We start from the raw sequence: 18981 nt of genomic DNA, 5'->3' as shown, positions 1-18981 counted from the left end.
GATGGCGCATCGACGTTCTCGCGTCCGTTGCGACGCCGAAACATCGGTTCGCCTGCGTCGGGCTCGACGTCGTTTGTTCTCCCAAGGAATATCGTTTCGAGAATCGCTCGGTTTTCCGGTGCACGTGGCGCTGCTAGATTGAATGCTTTCGCCATTCGACAGGAGAGACCGATGTCAGACACGAGCGCGACGATTCAGGAGCGGCCGGCCGACGCGCCGGCGCAGGCGGCGAACGTGATCGCCGACGATGCGCAAGCGCTTGCGGTCGCGCACGCGCTGGCACAACGCCTCGCGCAAGGGGCCGCCGAGCGCGATCGCGAGCGCCGCCTGCCGCGCGAGGAAATCGAATGGTTTTCGCAGTCGGGGCTGTGGGCGATCACGGTGCCGAAGGCATACGGCGGCGCGGGCGTATCGCATGTGACGCTCACCGAGGTGATCAAGATCGTCGCCGCGGCCGACGCGTCGCTCGGGCAGCTTCCGCAGAACCATTTCGGGCTGGTCGACGTGATCGCGCTCGTCGGCACCGACGCGCAGAAGCGTCATTTCTTCGCCGAAGTGCTGAGCGGCAAGCGGTTCGGCAACGGGTTTTCGGAGAAGGGCACGAAGCACGTGCTCGACCTGAAGACGCGCGTGCGCCGCGACGGCGACGACTACGTCGTCGACGGTACGAAGTTCTATTCGACCGGCGCGCTGTTCGCGCATTACGTGCCGGTGCTCGGGCTCGACGACGCGCGCCAGGCATGGCTTGCGTACGTGCCGCAACCGACGCCGGGGCTGACCGTGATCGACGACTGGTCGGGATTCGGGCAGCGCACGACCGCGAGCGGCACGGTCGTGCTCGACGCGGTGCGCATCCCGGCATCGCACGTGCTGCCCGCGCAGCGCGTGTCGGACGTGCCGACGCTCAACGGTCCGCTGTCGCAGATCATCCAGGCGGCGATCGACGCGGGTATCGCGAAGGCGGCGATCGACGATACGCTCGCGTTCGTGCGGACCCGCACGCGGCCGTGGGTCGACAGCGGCGTCGAGCGGGCGGTGGACGATCCGTTGACGATTCGCGAAATCGGTGGCCTGCATATCCAGCTGCATGCGGCCGACGCGTTGCTCGAACGCGCGGCGCGCACGCTCGACGAGATCGCGGCAAAGGGCGACGTGACCGAAGACGATGTCGCGCGGGCGTCCGTCGCGGTCGGCGAAGCGAAGGTGCTGACGACCGAGGTCGCGCTGCTCGCGGGCGAGAAGCTGTTCGAGCTGGCCGGTACGCAGTCGACGCTCGCCGAGCACAACCTCGACCGGCATTGGCGCAACGCGCGCACGCATACGCTGCACGATCCGGTGCGCTGGAAATATCACCTCGTCGGCAACTACTACCTGAACGGCGCGCGCCCGGCGCGCCATGCGTGGAATTGAGCGTCGGCGGTCGGACGCCGGCAGCGCGCTGCCGGCGAGCATGAAACCCGGCGCGCCGATCGCGCCGATCGCCGTCGCCGGCGCGGCAGTCGCCCGGCGCGACGTCGACGCCGCCTGACGCGCGACGACGCGGCTCGCGCGTCCCGTGCGCGAGCTATGCCTGAACCCCCACCCGATACCGGGTGGTTTGCCGATAGACGTCGCCCGGACGCACGATCGCTTCGTCGCGCAAGCCGTCCATGTTGACCTGATCCGGAAAGCCGCCCGCCTCGACGCACAGTGCCGCGTGTCGGGCGCACCGCGTGCCGCCGCTCACGCGCACGTCGTCGAGATAGTTGCCCGTATAGAGCTGCAGGCCGCGCTGATCGGTCGACACGGTCAACTCGCGGCCGCTCTCCGGATCGTAGACGCGTGCGACCGGCCGGACCTCGCGCGCGCCGTTGCCCACGACGAAGCAGTGATCGAAGCCGCGTGCGCGCGCCAGTTGCGCATGCGGCCAGTCGAGGCGCGCGCCGAGCGGCGCGCTTTGCCGGAAATCGAACGCCGTGCCCGTCACGTCGGCCGTCCCGATCGGGATCAGCGCATCGTCCACTTCGAGGAACGCGTCGGCGTCGATGTGCAGCAGATGGCCGCGCACGTCGCTGCCCGCGCGCCCGTTCAGGTTGAAGTAGCTGTGATTCGTCAGGTTCAGCGGCGTCGGCGCATCGGTCCACCCCGTATAGTCGATCGTCAGCGTGCCGTCGTCGTCGAGCGTGTAGCGAACCTGCACGCTCACGTTGCCGGGGAATCCCGCGTCGCCTTCCGGCGAATCGAGCCGCAGCGTCAGCCCGCCGTTATCGTCGAGCACGTCCCACCGTGCACGATGAAATCCGTTCGCGCCGCCGTGCAGCAGGTTGCCGTTCTCGTTGCGGTCGAGCAGGTAGTCGACGCCGTCGAGCGTGAAGCGCGCGCCGGCGATCCGGTTCGCCCATCGGCCGATCGTCGCGCCGAGATAGACGCCGGATTCGAGGTACTCGGCCGGCGTGTCGTGCGCGAGCACGATATCGGCAAAGCGCCCCGTGCGGTCGGGCGCGAGCCACGACACGACGGTCGCGCCGAGGTCGCTGACGACGACGCGCATCCCGTGCGCGTTGCGCAGCGTATAGCGCCGCACGGGCTCGCCGTCGGGCAACGCGCCCCACGGCTCGGCATGCACGCGGGCCACGCCGGGCGTCAGGTATGAGGAATCGGTATCGATGTGCATGAGTGGATGTCGGATGGGCGGCGGGCGTCAGTTCGTGGCGGCCGCGCGTTCCTGATATTCGCGCGGCGTGCAGCCGAGTTCGCGCCTGAACACCGCGTACATGTACTGAAGCGACGTGAACCCGCAACGGATCGCGACTTCGGCGCTCGACGCCTGCCGGCCGGCGAGCAGCGCCTGCGCGGCTTCGAGCTTGTGGCGCAGGATCTCCTGGTGCACGGTGCGCTGCAGTTCGCGCCGGAAGTGCTCCTCGAGCAGCGAGCGCGATACGCCGACATAGTCGGCGACCTGTTCGGTCTTGATCCCCTGGCACGCGTACTGGCGGATGAAATGCCGCGCACGCATCACGTGCGGGCTCGCGAGCGGCTGGTGGCGCGTCGATTCGAGCACGTTGATGCCGACCGGCGGCACGAGAATCCGCTGCCCAGGAAAGCGCGCGCCGCGCAGCATCCGGTGCAGCAGGTGCGCGGCGGTGCGGCCCATTTCCTCGGTGCCCTGGATCACCGACGACAACGGAATGCGCGTCAGCGTGCGCGTGAGCGGATCGTTGTCGATACCGATGATCGCGACCTGTTCCGGCACCGCGATGCCGGCGATCAGGCACGCCTGCAGCAGGTGCCGCGCGCGCGCATCGGTCACCGCGATCACGCCGACCGGCTTCGGCAGCGCATGCAGCCAGTCGATCAGTTGTTCGATCGCGTGATTCCAGCCCGACGCGCTCGTCGACAGCCCGCGGTAGATCGGCGCGTCGAGCCCGTCCGCGCGCGCGAGCCGGTCGAACGCCAGTTCGCGCTGCTGCGCCCAGCGGTTCTCCTGCGCGACCGGCAGGCTGTACATCGCGAAATGCGCGAGTCCCGCCCCGATCAGGTGCGTATAGGCGAGCGACACGAGCTTCGGGTTGTCCGTCGCAATATATGGGACGCCTTCCGGGTATTGCGCCGGATCCTCGTACGACGATCCGATCGCGACGATCGGCAGCGGCGAACCGGCGAGCGCGTCGGCGACGGCGGGGTCGTCGAAGTCCGCGATGATGCCGTCGCCGTCGAAACGCTCGATCCCGGTGAGCCGGCAGCGGAAATCGTCTTCGAGGAAGAGATCCCACACGACGCGCGTCGTGTGCAGATATTGGCCGATGCCGCTGATGATCTCGCGGTCGTAGACCTTGTTCGCATTGAACAGCAGCGCGATGCGGTGCGGTGTCTGGGCGGATGGGGCGCGTGTCATCTCGGTGTCGGGTGAGCGCGTCGGGCGCCGTTGTCTCCGGGGCGCGCTCATGGAGGCGGCGCGCGGTGTACGGCGATTGTAGGACGGAACCTGCGCCGCGCGAACGCGGCTGGCAAGAAACATCAAGCGTGCTGCGCAATTTCGCAATTGCCGGCCGGCAGGCGCGCGGGCACGATCCAGCCAACGAATTCGGCCGCGTGCGTCATCCCGACGTGCGTTGCGCTGCAACAAGAACCTGCACGGAGACGCCATGTCGTATTTCGAACACATTCCCGCAATTCGCTACGAAGGCCCGCAGTCGGACAACCCGCTCGCCTATCACCATTACGACCCCGAGCGGCGCGTGCTCGGCAAGACGCTCGCCGAGCATCTGCGGATCGCGGTCTGCTACTGGCACACGTTCGTGTGGCCCGGCCACGACATCTTCGGGCAGGGCGCGTTTCAGCGGCCGTGGCAGCAGCCCGGCGACGCGCTCGAACGCGCGCGGATGAAGGCCGACGCCGCATTCGAGTTCTTCACGAAGCTCGGCACGCCGTTCTATACGTTTCATGACACCGACGTCGCGCCGGAAGGCGACAGCCTGCGCGAATACGCGGCCAATTTCGCGCGGATGGTCGACTATCTCGCCGAGCGTCAGCAGGCAACCGGCGTGCGGCTGTTATGGGGGACCGCGAACCTGTTTTCGCACCCGCGCTTCGCGGCCGGCGCCGCGACGAACCCGAACCCCGACGTGTTCGCGTGGGCCGCGACCCAGGTACGCCATGCGCTCGACGCGACCCATCGGCTCGGCGGCGAGAACTACGTGCTGTGGGGCGGCCGGGAAGGCTACGAGACGCTGCTCAATACCGACCTGAAGCGCGAGCGCGACCAGTTCGCCCGCTTCCTGTCGATGGTCGTCGAGCACAAGCACCGGATCGGCTTCAAGGGTGCGCTGCTGATCGAGCCGAAGCCGCAGGAGCCGACCAAGCATCAGTACGACTACGACGTGGCGACGGTGCACGGCTTCCTCGTGCAGTACGGACTGCAGAACGAGATCCGCGTGAACATCGAGGCCAATCACGCGACGCTCGCGGGCCATTCGTTCCATCACGAGATCGCGAACGCATTCGCGCTCGGCGTGTTCGGCAGCGTCGACGCGAACCGCGGCGATCCGCAGAACGGCTGGGACACCGACCAGTTCCCGAACAGTGTCGAGGAACTGACGCTCGCGTTCTACGAGATCCTGCGCCACGGCGGCTTCACGACCGGCGGGATGAACTTCGACGCGAAGGTGCGGCGCCAGAGCATCGATCCGGAAGACCTGTTCTACGGTCACGTCGGTGCGATCGACGTGCTCGCGCTCGCGCTCGAACGCGCGGCGGTGCTGGTCGAGAACGACCGGCTCGACGCACTGCGCCGGCAGCGCTACGCGCAGTGGGACAGCGAGTTCGGCCGCAAGATCCTGTCGGGCGGCTATACGCTGGAGTCGCTGGCGACCGACGCGCTCGCGCGGGGCGTGAACCCGCGGCATGCAAGCGGCGCGCAGGAGCGGCTCGAGAACATCGTGAACCAGGCGATCTACGGGCTGCGCTGACGCCATGTACATCGGACTCGATCTCGGCACGTCGGGCGTGAAGGCGGTGCTGCTCGACCGCGACGGCGCGGTGCGCGCAAGCGCGGGCCGCCCGCTCGCGGTGAGCCGGCCGCAGCCGCGCTGGTCCGAGCAGGCGCCGCGCGACTGGTGGGACGCCGCATGCGGCGCGCTCGCCGCACTCGTGTCGGACGCGCGCACGGCCGGCATCGACCCGCGCGACATCGATGCGCTCGGCCTGACCGGACAGATGCACGGCGCGACGCTGCTCGATGCCCACGGCGACGTGCTGCGCCCCGCGATCTTGTGGAACGACGGCCGCGCGGATGCCGAGTGCGAGGAACTCGAACGGCTCGCGCCCGCGCTGCGCACGGTGGCCGGCAATATCGCGATGCCGGGGTTCACGGCGCCCAAGCTGCTGTGGGTGCGCCGTCACGAGCCCGACGTGTTCGCGCGCATCGCCTACGTGCTGCTGCCGAAGGATTATCTGCGCTACCGGCTGACCGGCGCGTTCGCGACCGATCCGTCGGACGCCGCCGGCACGCTGTGGCTCGACGTCGCGAAGCGCGACTACGACGACACGTTGCTCGCGGCCTGCGGGCTGTCGCGCGCGCAGATGCCGGCCGTCTTCGAGGGCAATCGCATCACCGGCACGCTGCTGCCGGCCGTCGCGCGGGCGCTCGGCCTGCGCGAGATCCCGGTGGTGGCCGGCGGCGGCGACAACGCGGCCGGCGCGGTGGGCGTCGGGATCGTGCGGCCCGGCGACGCGCTGCTGTCGCTCGGCACGTCGGGCGTGTATTTCGCGGTGTCGGACGGGTTCCGCGCGAATCCCGAATCGGCGGTGCACAGCTTTTGTCATGCGCTGCCGGATACGTGGCACCTGATGTCCGTGATGCTGAACGCGGCCGGCTGCGTCGACTTCACCGCGCAACTGGCCGGTTACGACGGCGTCGCGGCGCTGCTCGACGATGCGGAAACGAACGCACGCGCGAGCCGCCCGTGGTTCCTGCCGTACCTGAGCGGCGAGCGCACGCCGCACAACGACGTGAACGCGAAAGGTGTGTTCTACGGGCTCACGCCGGACACGCGGCGCGCGGATCTCGCGAACGCGACGCTCGAAGGCGTCGGCTTCGCGCTGCTCGACGGCATCGACGCGCTGCATGCGGCCGGGCACGCGCCCGACAACATCACCGTGATCGGCGGCGGCTCGCGCAGCGCGTACTGGACGCAGATGCTCGCGGACCTGAGCGGCCGTGCGCTGACGCTGCGCGCGGGCGGCGAAGTGGGGCCGGCGCTCGGCGCCGCGCGTCTCGCACATCTCGCGCTCGAACCCGATGCGGCGCTCGCCGACGTGTGTCCGCAACCGCCGGTCGTCGCGGTGCGCGAGCCCGACTCCGCGCGGCACGCGTGGTATCGCGACGTGCGGCGGCCGACGTTTCGCGCGCTGTATCGTGCGCTCGAACCGGTGTTTGCGACGGGCGCCTGACGCACGTCGCCGTGATTCGATGCGGGCGGTGCAATCCGGCGGCCGCCCGCGGTTCGTGAGGTGGTTCCATAACAAGGAGTGGAGACATGAAATCCGTGACGCGTCGTACCGTATTGAGTTCGCTTGCCGGCGCCGCCGCGCTGGCGATCCTCGCGCTGGGCACGCCGCTCGCCCACGCGAGCAAGGACAAGCCCGAGATCGGCTTCTGCATCGACGACCTGCGCGTCGAGCGCTGGTCGCGCGATCGCGACTATTTCGTCGCGGCCGCGACGAAGCTCGGCGCGAAGGTGTCGGTGCAGTCGGCCGATGCGAGCGAGGAGCGGCAGATTTCGCAGATCGAGAACCTGATCTCGCGCGGCGTCGACGTGATCGTGATCGTGCCGTTCAACTCGAAGACGCTCGGCAACGTCGTCGCCGAAGCGCGCAAGGCCGGCATCAAGGTCGTGTCGTACGATCGCCTGATCCTCGACGCGGACGTCGACGCCTATATCTCGTTCGACAACGAGAAGGTCGGCGAGCTGCAGGCGCAGGGCGTGTTCGCCGCGAAGCCGAAGGGCAATTATTTCCTGCTGGGCGGCGCGCCGACCGACAACAACGCGAAGATGCTGCGCGAAGGGCAACTGAAGGTACTCAAGCCCGCGATCGACCGCGGCGACATCAAGGTTGTCGGCCAGCAGTGGGTGCCCGAATGGAGCGCGTCGACCGCGCTGCGGATCGTGGAGGACGCACTGACCGCGAACAACAACAAGATCGACGCGATCGTCGCGTCGAACGACGGCACGGCCGGCGGCGCGATCCAGGCGCTCGCCGCGCAGCATCTGGCCGGGAAGGTGCCGGTGTCCGGCCAGGATGCCGATCTGGCCGCGGTCAAGCGCGTGATCGCCGGTACGCAGACGATGACCGTCTACAAGCCGCTGAAGCTGATCGCGAGCGAAGCCGCGAAGCTCGCGGTCGATCTCGCGAAGGGCACGAAGCCCGCGTTCAACGCGCAATACGACAACGGCAAGAAGAAGGTCGATACGGTGCTGCTGCAGCCGACGCTGTTGACCAAGCGCAACGTCGACGTCGTCGTGAAGGACGGCTTCTATACCCAGGCCCAGCTGGCGAGCCAGTAAGCGTACGACGGGCGCGACGCGCGGTCGCCGCGACGGCGGCCGCGCTTACTGCGAGGCATGAACGAATGACGGAACCCTTGCTGACGATGCGCGGCATCGTCAAGGCCTTCGACGGCGTGAAGGCGCTCGACGGCATCGACCTGACCGTGCGGCCCGGCGAATGCGTCGGGCTGTGCGGCGAGAACGGCGCGGGCAAGTCGACGCTGATGAAGGTGCTGTCGGGCGTGTACTCGCACGGCACGTGGGACGGCGAGATCCGCTGGGAAGGCGCGCCGCTCGTGGCGTCCGGCGTGCGCGACACCGAGCGCGCGGGCATCGCGATCATCCATCAGGAGCTGATGCTCGTGCCCGAGCTGTCGGTGGCCGAGAACATCTTCCTCGGCAACGAGATCACGCTGCCGGGCGGGCGCATGAACTTCGCGGCGATGGTGCGGCGCGCCGAGGAGCTGCTGCACGAATTGCGGATCGACACGATCAACGTCGCGCAGCCGGTGATGAACTACGGCGGCGGCCACCAGCAGTTGATCGAGATCGCGAAGGCGCTGAACAAGCACGCGAAGCTGCTCATCCTCGACGAACCGTCGTCGTCGCTGAGCGCGTCGGAGACGCGCATCCTGCTCGACATCGTGCGCGACCTGAAGCGCCGTGGCGTCGCGTGCGTCTACATCTCGCACAAGCTCGACGAGGTGGCGGCCGTATGCGATACGGTCACCGTGATCCGCGACGGCCGCCATGTCGCGACCGAGCCGATGAATGCGCTGACGACCGACCGGATCATCGCGATGATGGTCGGCCGCGAGATCCGCGACCTGTATCCGCGCGAGCCGCACGAGATCGGCGACGTCGTGCTCGACGTGCGCCACGTGACGTGCCGCGACGTGACGAACGCGCGCCGCAAGCGCGTCGACGACGTGTCGTTCAGCGTGCGGCGCGGCGAGATCGTCGGCGTGGCCGGGCTCGTCGGTGCGGGCCGCACCGAGTTGATGCAGGCGATCTTCGGCGCGTATCCGGGCGCGTGCACGGCGAGCGTGACGATGAACGGCCGGCCGCTGTCGATCCGCTCGCCGGCCGACGCGATCCGCGCCGGCATCGCGATGGTGCCGGAGGACCGCAAGCGCCACGGCATCGTGCCGCAGCTCGGCGTGGGGCACAACATCACGCTGGCGGTGCTGCAGCGCTTCGCGGCGCGCGGGCGGATCGACGCGGCCGCCGAGCTCGACGCGATCCGCACCGAGATGCAGCGGCTGTCGGTGCGCGCCGCGCATCCGTTCCTGTCGATTGCGAGCCTGTCGGGCGGCAATCAGCAGAAGGCGGTGCTCGCGAAGATGCTGCTGACCGAGCCGCAGGTGCTGATCCTCGACGAGCCGACGCGCGGCGTCGACGTGGGCGCGAAGGCCGAGATCTACCGGCTGATCTTCGCGCTGGCCAAGCGCGGCGTCGCGCTGATCGTCGTGTCGTCGGAACTGCCGGAGGTGCTCGGCCTGGCCGATCGCGTGCTGGTGATCGGTGAAGGCGAGCTGCGCGGCGATTTCGTCAACCAGGGCCTCACGCAGGAACAGATTCTCGGCGCCGCGCTGAAGCCCGCGCGGCTGCCCGCCGAACCCACCGCAGCGAGTGCGACATGAATTCCGAACTTTCTTCCTCGACCCCGGCGACGCCGGATGCGGACGCGCGGCGTCCGGACGGCCGCGCGCCGCGGCTGCCGTTGCGCCACGTCTTCACGCGCTACAAGGTGCTCGCGCTACTGTTCGCGGTCGTCGCGATCTGGGCGTTCTTCTCGGTGCTGACGGACGGCGCGTTCGTCACGCCGCGCAACGTGTCGAACCTGCTGCGGCAGATGTCGATCACCGGCATGCTCGCGTGCGGCATGGTGTTCGTCATCATCGCGGGCGAGATCGACCTGTCGGTCGGCTCGCTGCTCGGGCTACTCGGCGGCGTCGCCGCGATCCTCGACGTCAACCGCCACTGGCCGGTCGCGGCGACGGTTCCGGCCGTGCTCGCGCTCGGCGTGCTGATCGGGCTCTTCAACGGCTGGTGGTCGACCTATCGGCGCGTGCCGTCGTTCATCGTCGGGCTCGGCGGGATGCTCGCGTTTCGCGGCATCCTGCTCGGCGTGACGGGCGGCTCGACGATCGCGCCCGTGTCGGACGGTTTCGTGTTCATCGGGCAGGGCTATCTGCCGCGTCTGGCCGGGGACGGCCTCGCGGTCCTGCTGTTCGCGGTCGCGACGCTGCTGGTGGTGCGGCAGCGCGGCACGCGGCGGCGCTACCGGCTCGCGGTCGCCCCGTTGTGGCAGGACGTCGCGAAGATCGTCGGCGCCGGCGCGGTGCTGTTCGCGTTCGTCGCGACGCTCGATCGTTACGGCGGTATTCCGGTGCCCGTGCTGCTGCTGCTCGTGCTGCTCGGCGTGTTCTCGTGGATCGCGACGCAGACCGTGTTCGGCCGGCGGATCTATGCGGTGGGCTCGAACCTGGAGGCGACGCGGCTGTCGGGCGTCGACACCGATCGCGTGAAGCTCGCGATCTTCGCGCTGATGGGGCTGATGTGCGCGTTTGCCGGCCTCGTCAACACGGCGCGGCTCGCGGCCGGGTCGCCGTCCGCCGGCTCGATGGGCGAACTCGACGCGATCGCCGCGTGCTTCATCGGCGGCACGTCGATGCGCGGCGGGTCGGGCACGGTCTACGGCGCGCTGATCGGCGCGCTCGTGATGGCGAGCCTCGACAACGGGATGTCGATGCTGGACGTCGATGCGTACTGGCAGATGATCGTCAAGGGCGCGGTGCTCGTGCTGGCGGTGTGGATCGACGTGGTGTCGCGGTCGAACCGGCGGTGACGAAGCCGTGTCGGCCGCGCGTCGACCAAGAGGACGACCATGGAGCGAAACGCGAAGCGCTTGTCGGACGTTTCCGTGCCGGCGCCCGGGCCGTTCGCGGTGCCGGAGGCCGGGTCCGTGTTTGGCCTGGATGATCGGCGCGACCGGCAGGTGATCGCGGGGGCACTGCGCGCGCTGCTGCGCGAGCGTTGCGAGGCGCTCGGCGAAGCGCTTACCGAAGCGCTTGCAGAAGCGCTTGCAGAAGCGCTCGCCGAAGCGCTCGCGTTCGCGATGCGCGCCGCCGACCCGGGTTGCCGCGCCGCGACCCGCCGCGCCGCGCATCATGGCAGCGGCGCGCCCCATGCCGCCGTCACGTCGCCGCCGAGCCGCCATTCGCCGAACGGGCGGCGCGGCGCGATGATCGCCGGCAGGCGTCGGTCGTGAAAGCGTGCGTAGTACGGCTCGACCCAGCTCAGTTCGTCGCGGAACGTCCACGGGAACAGGTCCTGCTTGATCGGCGTGATCTTCCTGAAACTCGCGGGATCTTCCACCGCGTCGATCACGAGGTTCGCGAGGCGGCCGATCGCACCGTCGTTTTCGCGGTAGAGATCGATGTTGCGCCGCTGGACGAGTTCGGCCGCGAACACGAGCGGCAGCAGCGCGAACGTGTGATAGTGAAGCGCGCGGTCGCCGCGCTTGACCTCGCGCTCGAGCGAACCGTCCGGGCGGATGTCGCGAATGCCTTCGCGCACCCGCAGCAAGCCCGAATCGATCAGGCTTGCATTGTCGGTCACGGTGCCGATCGCGATCAGGTCGAGCCCGGCCCAATACACGAGATTGTTGTGCAGATGGTTGATCGCCTCGGCATTGCGGGTCGCGATCGCGATGCGTTCGAGCCACGGGTCGATCGCGTTGAATGCCGCGCGATTCGCTTCGCGCAACCCATACGGCATGCGCAGGATCACCATCGCGAAATCGGTGCCGGCCCACGAACGCTCGTAGTCGCCCTGATAGCCGGAGATCGGGCCCATCAACGCATCCGATTGCGCCCAACCGTCGAGTAGCGTCAACGCGCACGACCAGTCGCCGCGATCCGCCGCCGCGTTCAGCTTCGCGACGAAGTCGCGCATCGGCTTCACGTCGCGCGCATAGCCGCTGGGGTCGTCGTAGTAGCCGGGCGGGTCGATCGTCCGCACGGGAGGCGGCACTTCGCATGCATGGCTGGCGGCGGCCGTGCCGACGAGTGTGCCGACGGCGAACAGGACGGCGGACAAGGTTCGAACGGAAAGGGCGCGCATGGGGGCTCGACGGGGAAGTTTCGGGCGGGACGCAGGACCGAAGGCAGTCTAGCGCCCGGGGCTTTCGCGCGGCTTTCCACGGTGAGGCGTTGCCGATCCGGCCCGGCGGGCCGTCGGTGCGATGCGTCGCACGTGGCGGCTGCGCATGACAGGCGATACGCTATTCTGTCGTCCTCGACTGCCGGCCCGTTCCGATGAAGCGTCCGTCGTTCTCCACCCGACTCGTCATGCTCGGGGCACTCGGCGCGGCGCTCGGCCCGCTGCCGGGCGGCGTGCTCGCGCAGCACGTCGGCTATCCGGCCGCGTTCGTCGTGCCGGGCGCCGTGTCGACAGGCTCGCTCGCGCTGCGGCTCGGTCATGCGCGCTCGCTGAGCAGCGTGTGCGGCAAACCCGCCGACTCGTCGGCGACGTCGTCTTGAAAGCCGTTTCGATCCTCGTGCCTCCGTCGACTTGCCCATGAATCCTGTTTCGCTTGCCTGGCTGATTTCCGCGCTCGCCACCGCGGGCGTCATCACGCGTCCGTTCGGCTGGCCCGAGGCCATCTGGGCCGTGAGCGGCGCGCTGCTGCTGGTCGTGTTGAACCTGTTGCCCGTCGCGCAGGCGCTGGACGCCGTCGCGAAGGGCGGCGACGTGTACCTCTTTCTGACGGGCATGATGCTGCTGTCCGAGGCGGCCCGTCGCGAGGGGCTGTTCGACTGGGTCGCGACGCACGTCGTCAATCTCGCGCAGGGTTCGTCGCGGCGATTGTTCGCGCTGATCTACGGGGTCGGCGTCGTCACCACGGCGTTCCTGTCGAACGACGCAACCGCCGTCGTGCTGACGCCCGCGGTCCTTGCCGCCGCGCGCCGGGCGAAGGCCGACCCGATGCCGCTGCTGTACAGCTGCGCGCTCGTCGCGAATGCCGCGAGTTTCGTGCTGCCGATTTCGAATCCGGCGAACCTGGTGCTGTATGGCGCGCACATGCCGTCGCTCGGCCCATGGCTCGCGCACTTCGCGGCGCCGTCCGTCGCATCGATCGCGTGCACGTTCGTCATGCTGCGGATCGTGCAGCGACGTGCGTTTTCCGGCGGTTGCGAGTCGGGGCTGCCGGTGCAGCCGCTGACGCGCGGCGGGCGCATCACGCTGGCGGGCATTGCGGCAACGGCCGTCGCGCTGATGGCGGTGTCGGTCCTGGATCGTCCGCTTGGATTGCCGACCGCGCTGGCGGGTGTCGTCACGGTCGCGTGCGTGGCGATGCGGGATCGTGCGGCATGCGTGCCGATCGTTCGCGGGATTTCGTGGAGCGTGCTGCCGCTCGTCGCGGGGTTGTTCGTCGTCGTCGAGGCGCTCGACCGGACCGGCGCGGTGCGCGTACTGGCGGGGCTGCTGCACGCGCTGATGCAAAGCGGCGAGCACGTCGCCGCGGCGGCGGCTGGCGTCGCGGTCGCGCTGGTGTCGAACGGGGTCAACAACCTGCCCGCCGGGCTGATCGCGAGCTCGACGATCCAGGCCGCGCACAGCCCGCGAACGGTGGTCGATGCGATCCTGATCGGCGTGGATCTCGGCCCGAACCTGTCGGTCACCGGTTCGCTCGCGACGATTCTGTGGCTGGCGGCGATGCGGCGCGAAGGGCTGCAGGTCGGTTTCCGTACGTTCCTCGCGGTCGGGGCGTGCGTGATGCCGCCGGCGCTGCTGCTCGCGCTGGGCGCGCGGTTCGCGGTCGGCGGCTGACGCGAGATCCCGGTCAGCCGCCCCGGTCGACTCAGAACGAGTAGGCGAGCGACGCGAACAGGCTGCGCGGCGCGCCCGGCGTGACCCACAGGCTGTTGTACGAGCTGACGTAGGTCGTGCGATTGAACAGGTTGTTCAGCACGACCGACGCACGCAGGTGCTTGTTGACCTGAAGATAGCCGTTGAGTTGCACGGTCGCATAGGCCGGCAGCTCGAAGCCGTCCTGCGTGTTGGCCGTGTTGCCCGCGCGGCGTCCGACGTAGATCACGCCGGCACCGGCGCCGGCCTTGTCCGCGAACGGCAGGGTCGTCTCGTACATGAGCAGCGCGCTGCCGCTCAACCGCGGTACGTCGACGAGGCGCGAGCCGGGCGCCAGCACGGTATCGCGCGTGACCTCGGCGTCGACGTACGCGAAGTTGGCGATGCCGCGCAAGCCGTGACCGAGGTCGCCGCTCCATTCGAATTCGACGCCGCGGCTGCGCACTTCGCCGGCCGCGCGCGAGAAGCCGGCATTGGCCGGATCGGCGGTGAGCACGTTGCGCTTGGTGACGTAGAACGCCGAGACGGTCGTGAGCCAGCGCGTGCCCGCCCATTTCGCGCCGGCTTCGTAGCCGTGGCCCTTTTCGGGATCGAACGCGCGGCCGTTGATGTCGGCACCGTTGTTCGGCCGGAACGAATACGCGGTGTTCGCATACAGCGACAACGCCGGGCTCATTTCATACACGACGCCGAGACGCGGGCTCAGCGCGGTTTGCAACTGGCTCGTCGTCACGCTCTTCAGGCGGTTGTCGATCGACTGGTGGAAGCGATCCCAGCGCAGCCCGGCCAGAACCTTCCAGTGCGGCCCGAACGCGAGCGTGTCCTGCGCGTAGACGCCTTGACCGTCATCGCGTTCGAGCAGGTTGGTCGCGGTGCGTGGCGTCGGCGCGGGCTGGCCGTAGACCGGATCGAAGATGTCGATCGCATACGGCGCGGCGGCGGTCGGCGTGGAGCGCGTGACGAACTGGTCGTAGTTGAAGCGGTACGCATCGACGCCCATCACGAGCGTATGGCCGATGCCGCCCGTGCGGAACGAGCCGGTGGTTTCGAGGCGGCCTTGCAGGTCGTTCGAGTGAAACGCGACTTGCCGGTAGCGGCGCCACAGCGTGCGGCCGTCCGGTTGCAATGCGAACGCCTCGGACGAGCGCCCGGACAGATCGGTCGTGCGTTGCGCGACGCCGGCATTGACCGACCAGCTGGAACCGATGCGATGTTCGAGCGTGAACTGATGGCCCGTGTTGCGCACGTCGTAGTCGCCGTCGCGCGGCTCGCCGAGGAAGCGCGACGCGGGGATCGCGCCGAGTTGCCCGTTCACCGCGAGCACGCCGCGATCGAGCGGCGCGCGCTGACGCGCGCTCTCGAACTCGTAGTGGAGCGTCGTGTCGGCGCCGATGTCCCAGGTGAACGACGGCGAGAACAGGTAGCGTTTGCTCGACACCGTGTCGCGAAAGCTGCCGTTGTTCTCGTTCATCGCGACGAAGCGGTACGCCAGCGATTTCGTGACGGGGCCGGTCGAATCGAGCGTCTGGCGCAATGCGCCGTAGCTGCCGGCCGACACGCCGATGGTGTTCGCGCGTGCGAACTGCGGCTGCTTCGTCGTGTAGCTGATGATCCCGCCCGGATCGCCGCGACCATACAGCGCGGACGCCGGCCCCTTGAGCACTTCCATGCGCTCGAGGTTGACGGTGTCGCGCGGCACGCTCATCCCGCGATTCCACGAGAAGCCGTTGACCAGATAGTCGGTGCCGGACGTGTTGCCGTCGCCGGCGAAGCCGCGCACCGCGTAGTTGTCCCACAGGCCGCCGAAGTTGTTCTGGCGCGAGACGCCCGCGACCCAGTCGTAAAGATCGTCGCCGCGCGTGGCGGCCACGGTCTGGATCAGCTTCGTGTCGACGCTGCTGACCGCGAACGGAATCTCCATCACGTCCGCCTCGCTACGCGTCGCGCTCGTCGATTCGCGTGTGCGAAACGGCGTCGTCGCGCGTTGCGCGGATACCTCGATGGTCGGCAGCGCCGCTTCCTGCGCGTCGGCGGCGCCCATGCCGGCAGTGCCGACGACGATGGCCATCGGTGCGGCCGCCCAGTTCCTCCTGCTCATACTCCTCCCTTTTTGGTGTGTTTCGCGTTCGGGCACGGCGGGCGGCCTCGCGCCGACATCGGTGTTCCAAACAGTACATTTGCGCGGCAATTTAATGCAAATGAGAGGCATTTGCAATCGTAATTTTGAGCGCCGATGAGGGAAGTGAAACGGTGCGTGGCACGAACGCGGTCGGGGCGTCTCGGTGTGGGTGACGAGCCGGGTGCGGCGTACGCTGCCGTTGTGCCGCACGGCGAGCGAACGGGCAGCGTTGCAGGGCGTTGAATGGCGCGTGGCCGGGGCGGGTGTCGCGTCCGTCGATCAGTTAGCCGAACGATTGCGCGAGGGCGATGCTTTCGTCGCGACCGCGCCGTGCGCGGGGCCGGTCGATTGTCGAACGACGAGTTCGGCCGGCAGCACGATTCGAGGGGCCACCGATTCGTTGCTGTCGATCTGTGCCATCAACGTATTGACCGCGGCGCGTCCCATCGGCGCGAACGGTTGGCGTATCGTCGTGAGCGGCGGATGAACCTGCGAGGCCATCGGAATGTCGTCGAAGCCGATGACGGAGACGTCGTGAGGGACTTTCAGGCCCATTTCCCTTGCCGCCGCGATGACGCCGAACGCGCTCAGGTCGTTCGCAGCGAAGATCGCGGTCGGGCGTTCCGGCAGCGCAAGCAATTGCGATGCCGCGTCGAATGCCTTCATCTGCGACAGATCGCCCTGCGCGATCAAGCCGGGATCGTCGGCCAGACGCAGTCGGGCGATCGCATCGAGATAGCCGCGCCGCCGGTCGCGCACGCCTTCGATGGACTCGTCGCCGCCGATGAACGCGATGCGCGTATGCCCGAGTTGCGCCAGATGTTCGACTGCGCGCAATGCGCCGCCATAGTTGTCGACGGAGATGGACGGAAACCCCGCGAGCGCGCCGCGCTGGTCGATGACGACGACCGGGACGTTCGCGGCGGCAAGCGCGTCGAAGTAGATCGAATCGCGCGGCAGGATGGCGACGACGCCGTCGGTGAACTGCTTCATCAACCCCAGCACGGACTGATGCGAGTGACGGTCTTCGTCGAATACCGTGTACACGAAGGTCTCGTACCCCGCTACCCGCGCCGCGCGCCCCACGCCGATAATCAGTTCGCCGACGAATTCGTTGTCGAGCGTGGGCGTCACGATACCGATGATGCCGTTGCGTCCGCCGGACAGCTTCTGCGCGCTGCGGTTGACGACATACCCGATGTTCGCCGCGACTCTCAATATTTCCTCGCGCGTTTCCTGCGAAACGCCCGGGCGGTCGTTGAGCGCCCGCGAGGCGGTCATCTGCGACACGCCCGCGATACGCGCGACATGGGCGAGAGTGGGATTCTGTTTGCTCATGGGCGAGGTGGTGCGGTGGAGGGTGGTCATCCGGCCACACGCATTCCGCAATGGATGATAGCGATAACGTCCGGTTTTTACTGTTCATTCTAACAGGTCACATGCGGATCCGGAGTTGAACCGATTCGCCGGATTCGACCGGAGCCGCTCTCTGCCTGGCGATCGAGTCATTTTCGTTCGGCTCGACGGGCGCGGCGGGATACCGAATTCGACGATGGGTATACCCGGATAGCGATGGCGACGAATCAAACCTAACATCCGATAACGTTAACGCTAACTATCCGTTGACGAGACCTACAACGATGGAGACGTGGATGCTTTCGATCAAGGTTCGAAGGTTCTCGCGCGCCGCGACGGCTCTGTTGGCAGCCTCGGCGCTCTGGGCCGGCGTCGGTCATGCGCAGTCGACGAAAGTCATCGTCGAATGGGATCACCAGACGGAGGGCAATGGGCCCAGGACCGTACGCGCCGCCGCCGACCGGTTCGAGAAACAGAACCCCGGATACAAGGTCGAGGATTCCCACGTGCTCAACGATTCGTACAAGGCGAAGCTGAAAGTGGCGTTCGGCGCCGGGCAGCCGCCCTGCGTGTTCGACACGTGGGGTGGCGGGCCGCTGAGAGAGTACGTCAAGGCAGGTCAGGTCGTGGACCTCACGCCCTATCTGCAGAAGGATCCGGCCTATCGCGATCGCTTCCTGCCTGCGTCCTGGAAGGCCGTCACCTATAACGGCAGGATTTATGGTGTTCCGGCGGAGAACACGGCGGCTGCCGTGATCTTTTACAACAAGGATCTGTTCCGGCAATACAACCTCGCGCCGCCCGCGACGTGGGACGACCTGATGAACGTCGTGAAGGTGCTGACGTCTCACGGGGTCGCGCCGTTCGCGCTGGCCAACAAGAACAAGTGGCCGGGGTCGATGTACTACATGTATCTGGTCGACCGGCTCGGCGGCCCGGAGGTTTTTCGTCGCGCCGTCGAGCGCGACAAGGGCGGCAGTTTTGCCGACCCCGTCTTCGTCGGCGCCGGCAAATATCTTCAGCAACTCGTCAAGGCCGGCGCATTCGCGCCCGGCTACAACGGGCTCGACTACGACATCGGGGCGTCCCGCCGCCTCCTGTACGCCGGCCGGGCCGCGATGGAGCTGATGGGAAGCTGGGAAGCGTCGACCATCCAGAAGGAAAATCCGTCGTTCTTCAAGAAGCTCGACTTCTTTCCGTTTCCGGCCATGCCTGGCGGCAAAGGCGATGTTCGCGATGTCGTGGGAACGCTCGGCGACAGCTACCTGAGCGTATCGACGCAGTGTTCCGACCGCGACGCGGCGTTCCGTCTGATCAGGACGATGACGGATGACGAATCGGTCCGCGCGAAACTGGCCGATGCCCGACTCCCGCCGGTGAAGAACCTGACCATCGCGGATCCCATGCTGAAGCGCGTGCAGGAACTGGTCGCGCAGGCGCCGAACGTCCAGCTCTGGTACGACCAGGAACTGTCGCCGCGTCTCGGCGAGCGGCACAAGGAGATTTCGCAGGCGCTGCTGGGGCTTTCGGTGACGCCCGAGGCAGCGGCCCAACAGATGGAAGACGCGGCAAAGGCGGAGGCGGGCCGATAGGCCGGCTGGC

14 protein-coding genes and 1 pseudogene are annotated in these 18981 nt (G+C 68.0%); 10 read left to right on the top strand and 5 right to left on the bottom strand.

All coding sequences use genetic code 11. The features are described 5' to 3' along the window. The first annotated feature begins 171 nt into the window (after positions 1-171). Positions 172-1410 (top strand): SfnB family sulfur acquisition oxidoreductase, encoded by a 1239-nt coding sequence (locus tag WS54_RS31220; RefSeq protein ID WP_034209077.1) that lies wholly within the window; start codon positions 172-174, stop codon positions 1408-1410. A gap of 154 nt (positions 1411-1564) precedes the next feature. Here the strand turns inward: WS54_RS31220 and WS54_RS31215 are convergent, their stop codons facing one another. Further along, the gene (locus WS54_RS31215; protein WP_059781755.1) at positions 1565-2653 is read right to left on the bottom strand and encodes an aldose epimerase family protein; all 1089 of its coding nucleotides are present in this window, start codon (positions 2651-2653) and stop codon (positions 1565-1567) included. Positions 2654-2680: 27 nt separating this feature from the next. Then, positions 2681-3874 (bottom strand): XylR family transcriptional regulator, encoded by a 1194-nt coding sequence (locus WS54_RS31210; RefSeq protein ID WP_034209079.1) that lies wholly within the window; start codon positions 3872-3874, stop codon positions 2681-2683. A gap of 250 nt (positions 3875-4124) precedes the next feature. Between WS54_RS31210 and xylA the strand changes: the two genes are divergently transcribed. From xylA to WS54_RS31175, 6 genes are all read left to right on the top strand, one after another. Beyond that, on the top strand, positions 4125-5447 hold the full coding sequence (xylA, locus tag WS54_RS31200; protein ID WP_059781815.1) for a xylose isomerase: 1323 nt from the start codon (positions 4125-4127) through the stop codon (positions 5445-5447). A gap of 4 nt (positions 5448-5451) precedes the next feature. After that, positions 5452-6930, top strand: a complete 1479-nt coding sequence (gene xylB / locus WS54_RS31195) for a xylulokinase (RefSeq protein WP_059781757.1) — start codon at positions 5452-5454, stop codon at positions 6928-6930. 86 nt (positions 6931-7016) lie between these two features. Beyond that, on the top strand, positions 7017-8045 hold the full coding sequence (gene xylF, locus WS54_RS31190; protein WP_059781758.1) for a D-xylose ABC transporter substrate-binding protein: 1029 nt from the start codon (positions 7017-7019) through the stop codon (positions 8043-8045). Between the two features lie 65 nt (positions 8046-8110). Next, positions 8111-9670, top strand: a complete 1560-nt coding sequence (gene xylG / locus WS54_RS31185) for a D-xylose ABC transporter ATP-binding protein (RefSeq protein WP_059781760.1) — start codon at positions 8111-8113, stop codon at positions 9668-9670. Continuing rightward, on the top strand, positions 9667-10878 hold the full coding sequence (locus WS54_RS31180; protein WP_059781762.1) for a sugar ABC transporter permease: 1212 nt from the start codon (positions 9667-9669) through the stop codon (positions 10876-10878). Before xylG ends, WS54_RS31180 begins: the two co-directional genes overlap by 4 nt. A gap of 39 nt (positions 10879-10917) precedes the next feature. Further along, positions 10918-11301: a hypothetical protein gene (locus WS54_RS31175; protein WP_059781764.1), complete on the top strand. Its 384-nt coding sequence runs from the start codon at positions 10918-10920 to the stop codon at positions 11299-11301. On the opposite strand, the gene WS54_RS31170 is transcribed toward WS54_RS31175, so the two are convergent. After that, the gene (locus WS54_RS31170) at positions 11199-12155 is read right to left on the bottom strand and encodes a mannuronate-specific alginate lyase (protein ID WP_059781766.1); all 957 of its coding nucleotides are present in this window, start codon (positions 12153-12155) and stop codon (positions 11199-11201) included. The two genes, WS54_RS31175 and WS54_RS31170, sit on opposite strands and share 103 nt — an antisense overlap. Positions 12156-12394: 239 nt before the next feature. Between WS54_RS31170 and WS54_RS31165 the strand changes: the two are divergent. Together WS54_RS31165 and WS54_RS31160 are read left to right on the top strand one after the other, a co-directional pair. Continuing rightward, a pseudogene (locus WS54_RS31165) lies at positions 12395-12574 on the top strand (MFS transporter); the annotation flags it as partial. Positions 12575-12611: 37 nt separating this feature from the next. Further along, entirely contained in the window at positions 12612-13865 is a 1254-nt protein-coding gene (locus tag WS54_RS31160; protein ID WP_059781769.1) for an arsenic transporter, read from the top strand. 31 nt (positions 13866-13896) lie between these two features. Here the strand turns inward: WS54_RS31160 and WS54_RS31155 are convergent, their stop codons facing one another. Together WS54_RS31155 and WS54_RS31150 are read right to left on the bottom strand one after the other, a co-directional pair. After that, a complete protein-coding gene (locus WS54_RS31155; protein ID WP_059781771.1) occupies positions 13897-16002 on the bottom strand; it encodes a TonB-dependent siderophore receptor in 2106 nt (701 codons plus the stop codon). Between the two features lie 300 nt (positions 16003-16302). Further along, entirely contained in the window at positions 16303-17361 is a 1059-nt protein-coding gene (locus WS54_RS31150; RefSeq protein ID WP_034209088.1) for a LacI family DNA-binding transcriptional regulator, read from the bottom strand. Between the two features lie 314 nt (positions 17362-17675). On the opposite strand from WS54_RS31150, the gene WS54_RS31145 reads away from it, so the two are divergent. Then, positions 17676-18971: an extracellular solute-binding protein gene (locus tag WS54_RS31145; protein ID WP_059781816.1), complete on the top strand. Its 1296-nt coding sequence runs from the start codon at positions 17676-17678 to the stop codon at positions 18969-18971. The last annotated feature ends 10 nt before the right edge of the window (positions 18972-18981 follow it).

The sequence above is a fragment of the Burkholderia sp. NRF60-BP8 genome, from assembly GCF_001522585.2.
Classification (GTDB): domain Bacteria; phylum Pseudomonadota; class Gammaproteobacteria; order Burkholderiales; family Burkholderiaceae; genus Burkholderia.
The sequence above is the reverse complement of the archived record's forward strand: the minus strand, read 5'-3'. Positions and strand labels throughout refer to the sequence as shown.

Bases quoted from the DNA above. Each gene is read 5' to 3' on its own strand.
- WS54_RS31220 (WP_034209077.1), top strand. From the start codon at position 172: ATGTCAGACACGAGCGCGACGATTCAGGAGCGGCCGGCCGACGCGCCG.
- WS54_RS31215 (WP_059781755.1), bottom strand. From the start codon at position 2,653: ATGCACATCGATACCGATTCCTCATACCTGACGCCCGGCGTGGCCCGC.
- WS54_RS31210 (WP_034209079.1), bottom strand. From the start codon at position 3,874: ATGACACGCGCCCCATCCGCCCAGACACCGCACCGCATCGCGCTGCTG.
- xylA (WP_059781815.1), top strand. From the start codon at position 4,125: ATGTCGTATTTCGAACACATTCCCGCAATTCGCTACGAAGGCCCGCAG.
- xylB (WP_059781757.1), top strand. From the start codon at position 5,452: ATGTACATCGGACTCGATCTCGGCACGTCGGGCGTGAAGGCGGTGCTG.
- xylF (WP_059781758.1), top strand. From the start codon at position 7,017: ATGAAATCCGTGACGCGTCGTACCGTATTGAGTTCGCTTGCCGGCGCC.
- xylG (WP_059781760.1), top strand. From the start codon at position 8,111: ATGACGGAACCCTTGCTGACGATGCGCGGCATCGTCAAGGCCTTCGAC.
- WS54_RS31180 (WP_059781762.1), top strand. From the start codon at position 9,667: ATGAATTCCGAACTTTCTTCCTCGACCCCGGCGACGCCGGATGCGGAC.
- WS54_RS31175 (WP_059781764.1), top strand. From the start codon at position 10,918: ATGGAGCGAAACGCGAAGCGCTTGTCGGACGTTTCCGTGCCGGCGCCC.
- WS54_RS31170 (WP_059781766.1), bottom strand. From the start codon at position 12,155: ATGCGCGCCCTTTCCGTTCGAACCTTGTCCGCCGTCCTGTTCGCCGTC.
- WS54_RS31160 (WP_059781769.1), top strand. From the start codon at position 12,612: ATGAATCCTGTTTCGCTTGCCTGGCTGATTTCCGCGCTCGCCACCGCG.
- WS54_RS31155 (WP_059781771.1), bottom strand. From the start codon at position 16,002: ATGAGCAGGAGGAACTGGGCGGCCGCACCGATGGCCATCGTCGTCGGC.
- WS54_RS31150 (WP_034209088.1), bottom strand. From the start codon at position 17,361: ATGAGCAAACAGAATCCCACTCTCGCCCATGTCGCGCGTATCGCGGGC.
- WS54_RS31145 (WP_059781816.1), top strand. From the start codon at position 17,676: ATGCTTTCGATCAAGGTTCGAAGGTTCTCGCGCGCCGCGACGGCTCTG.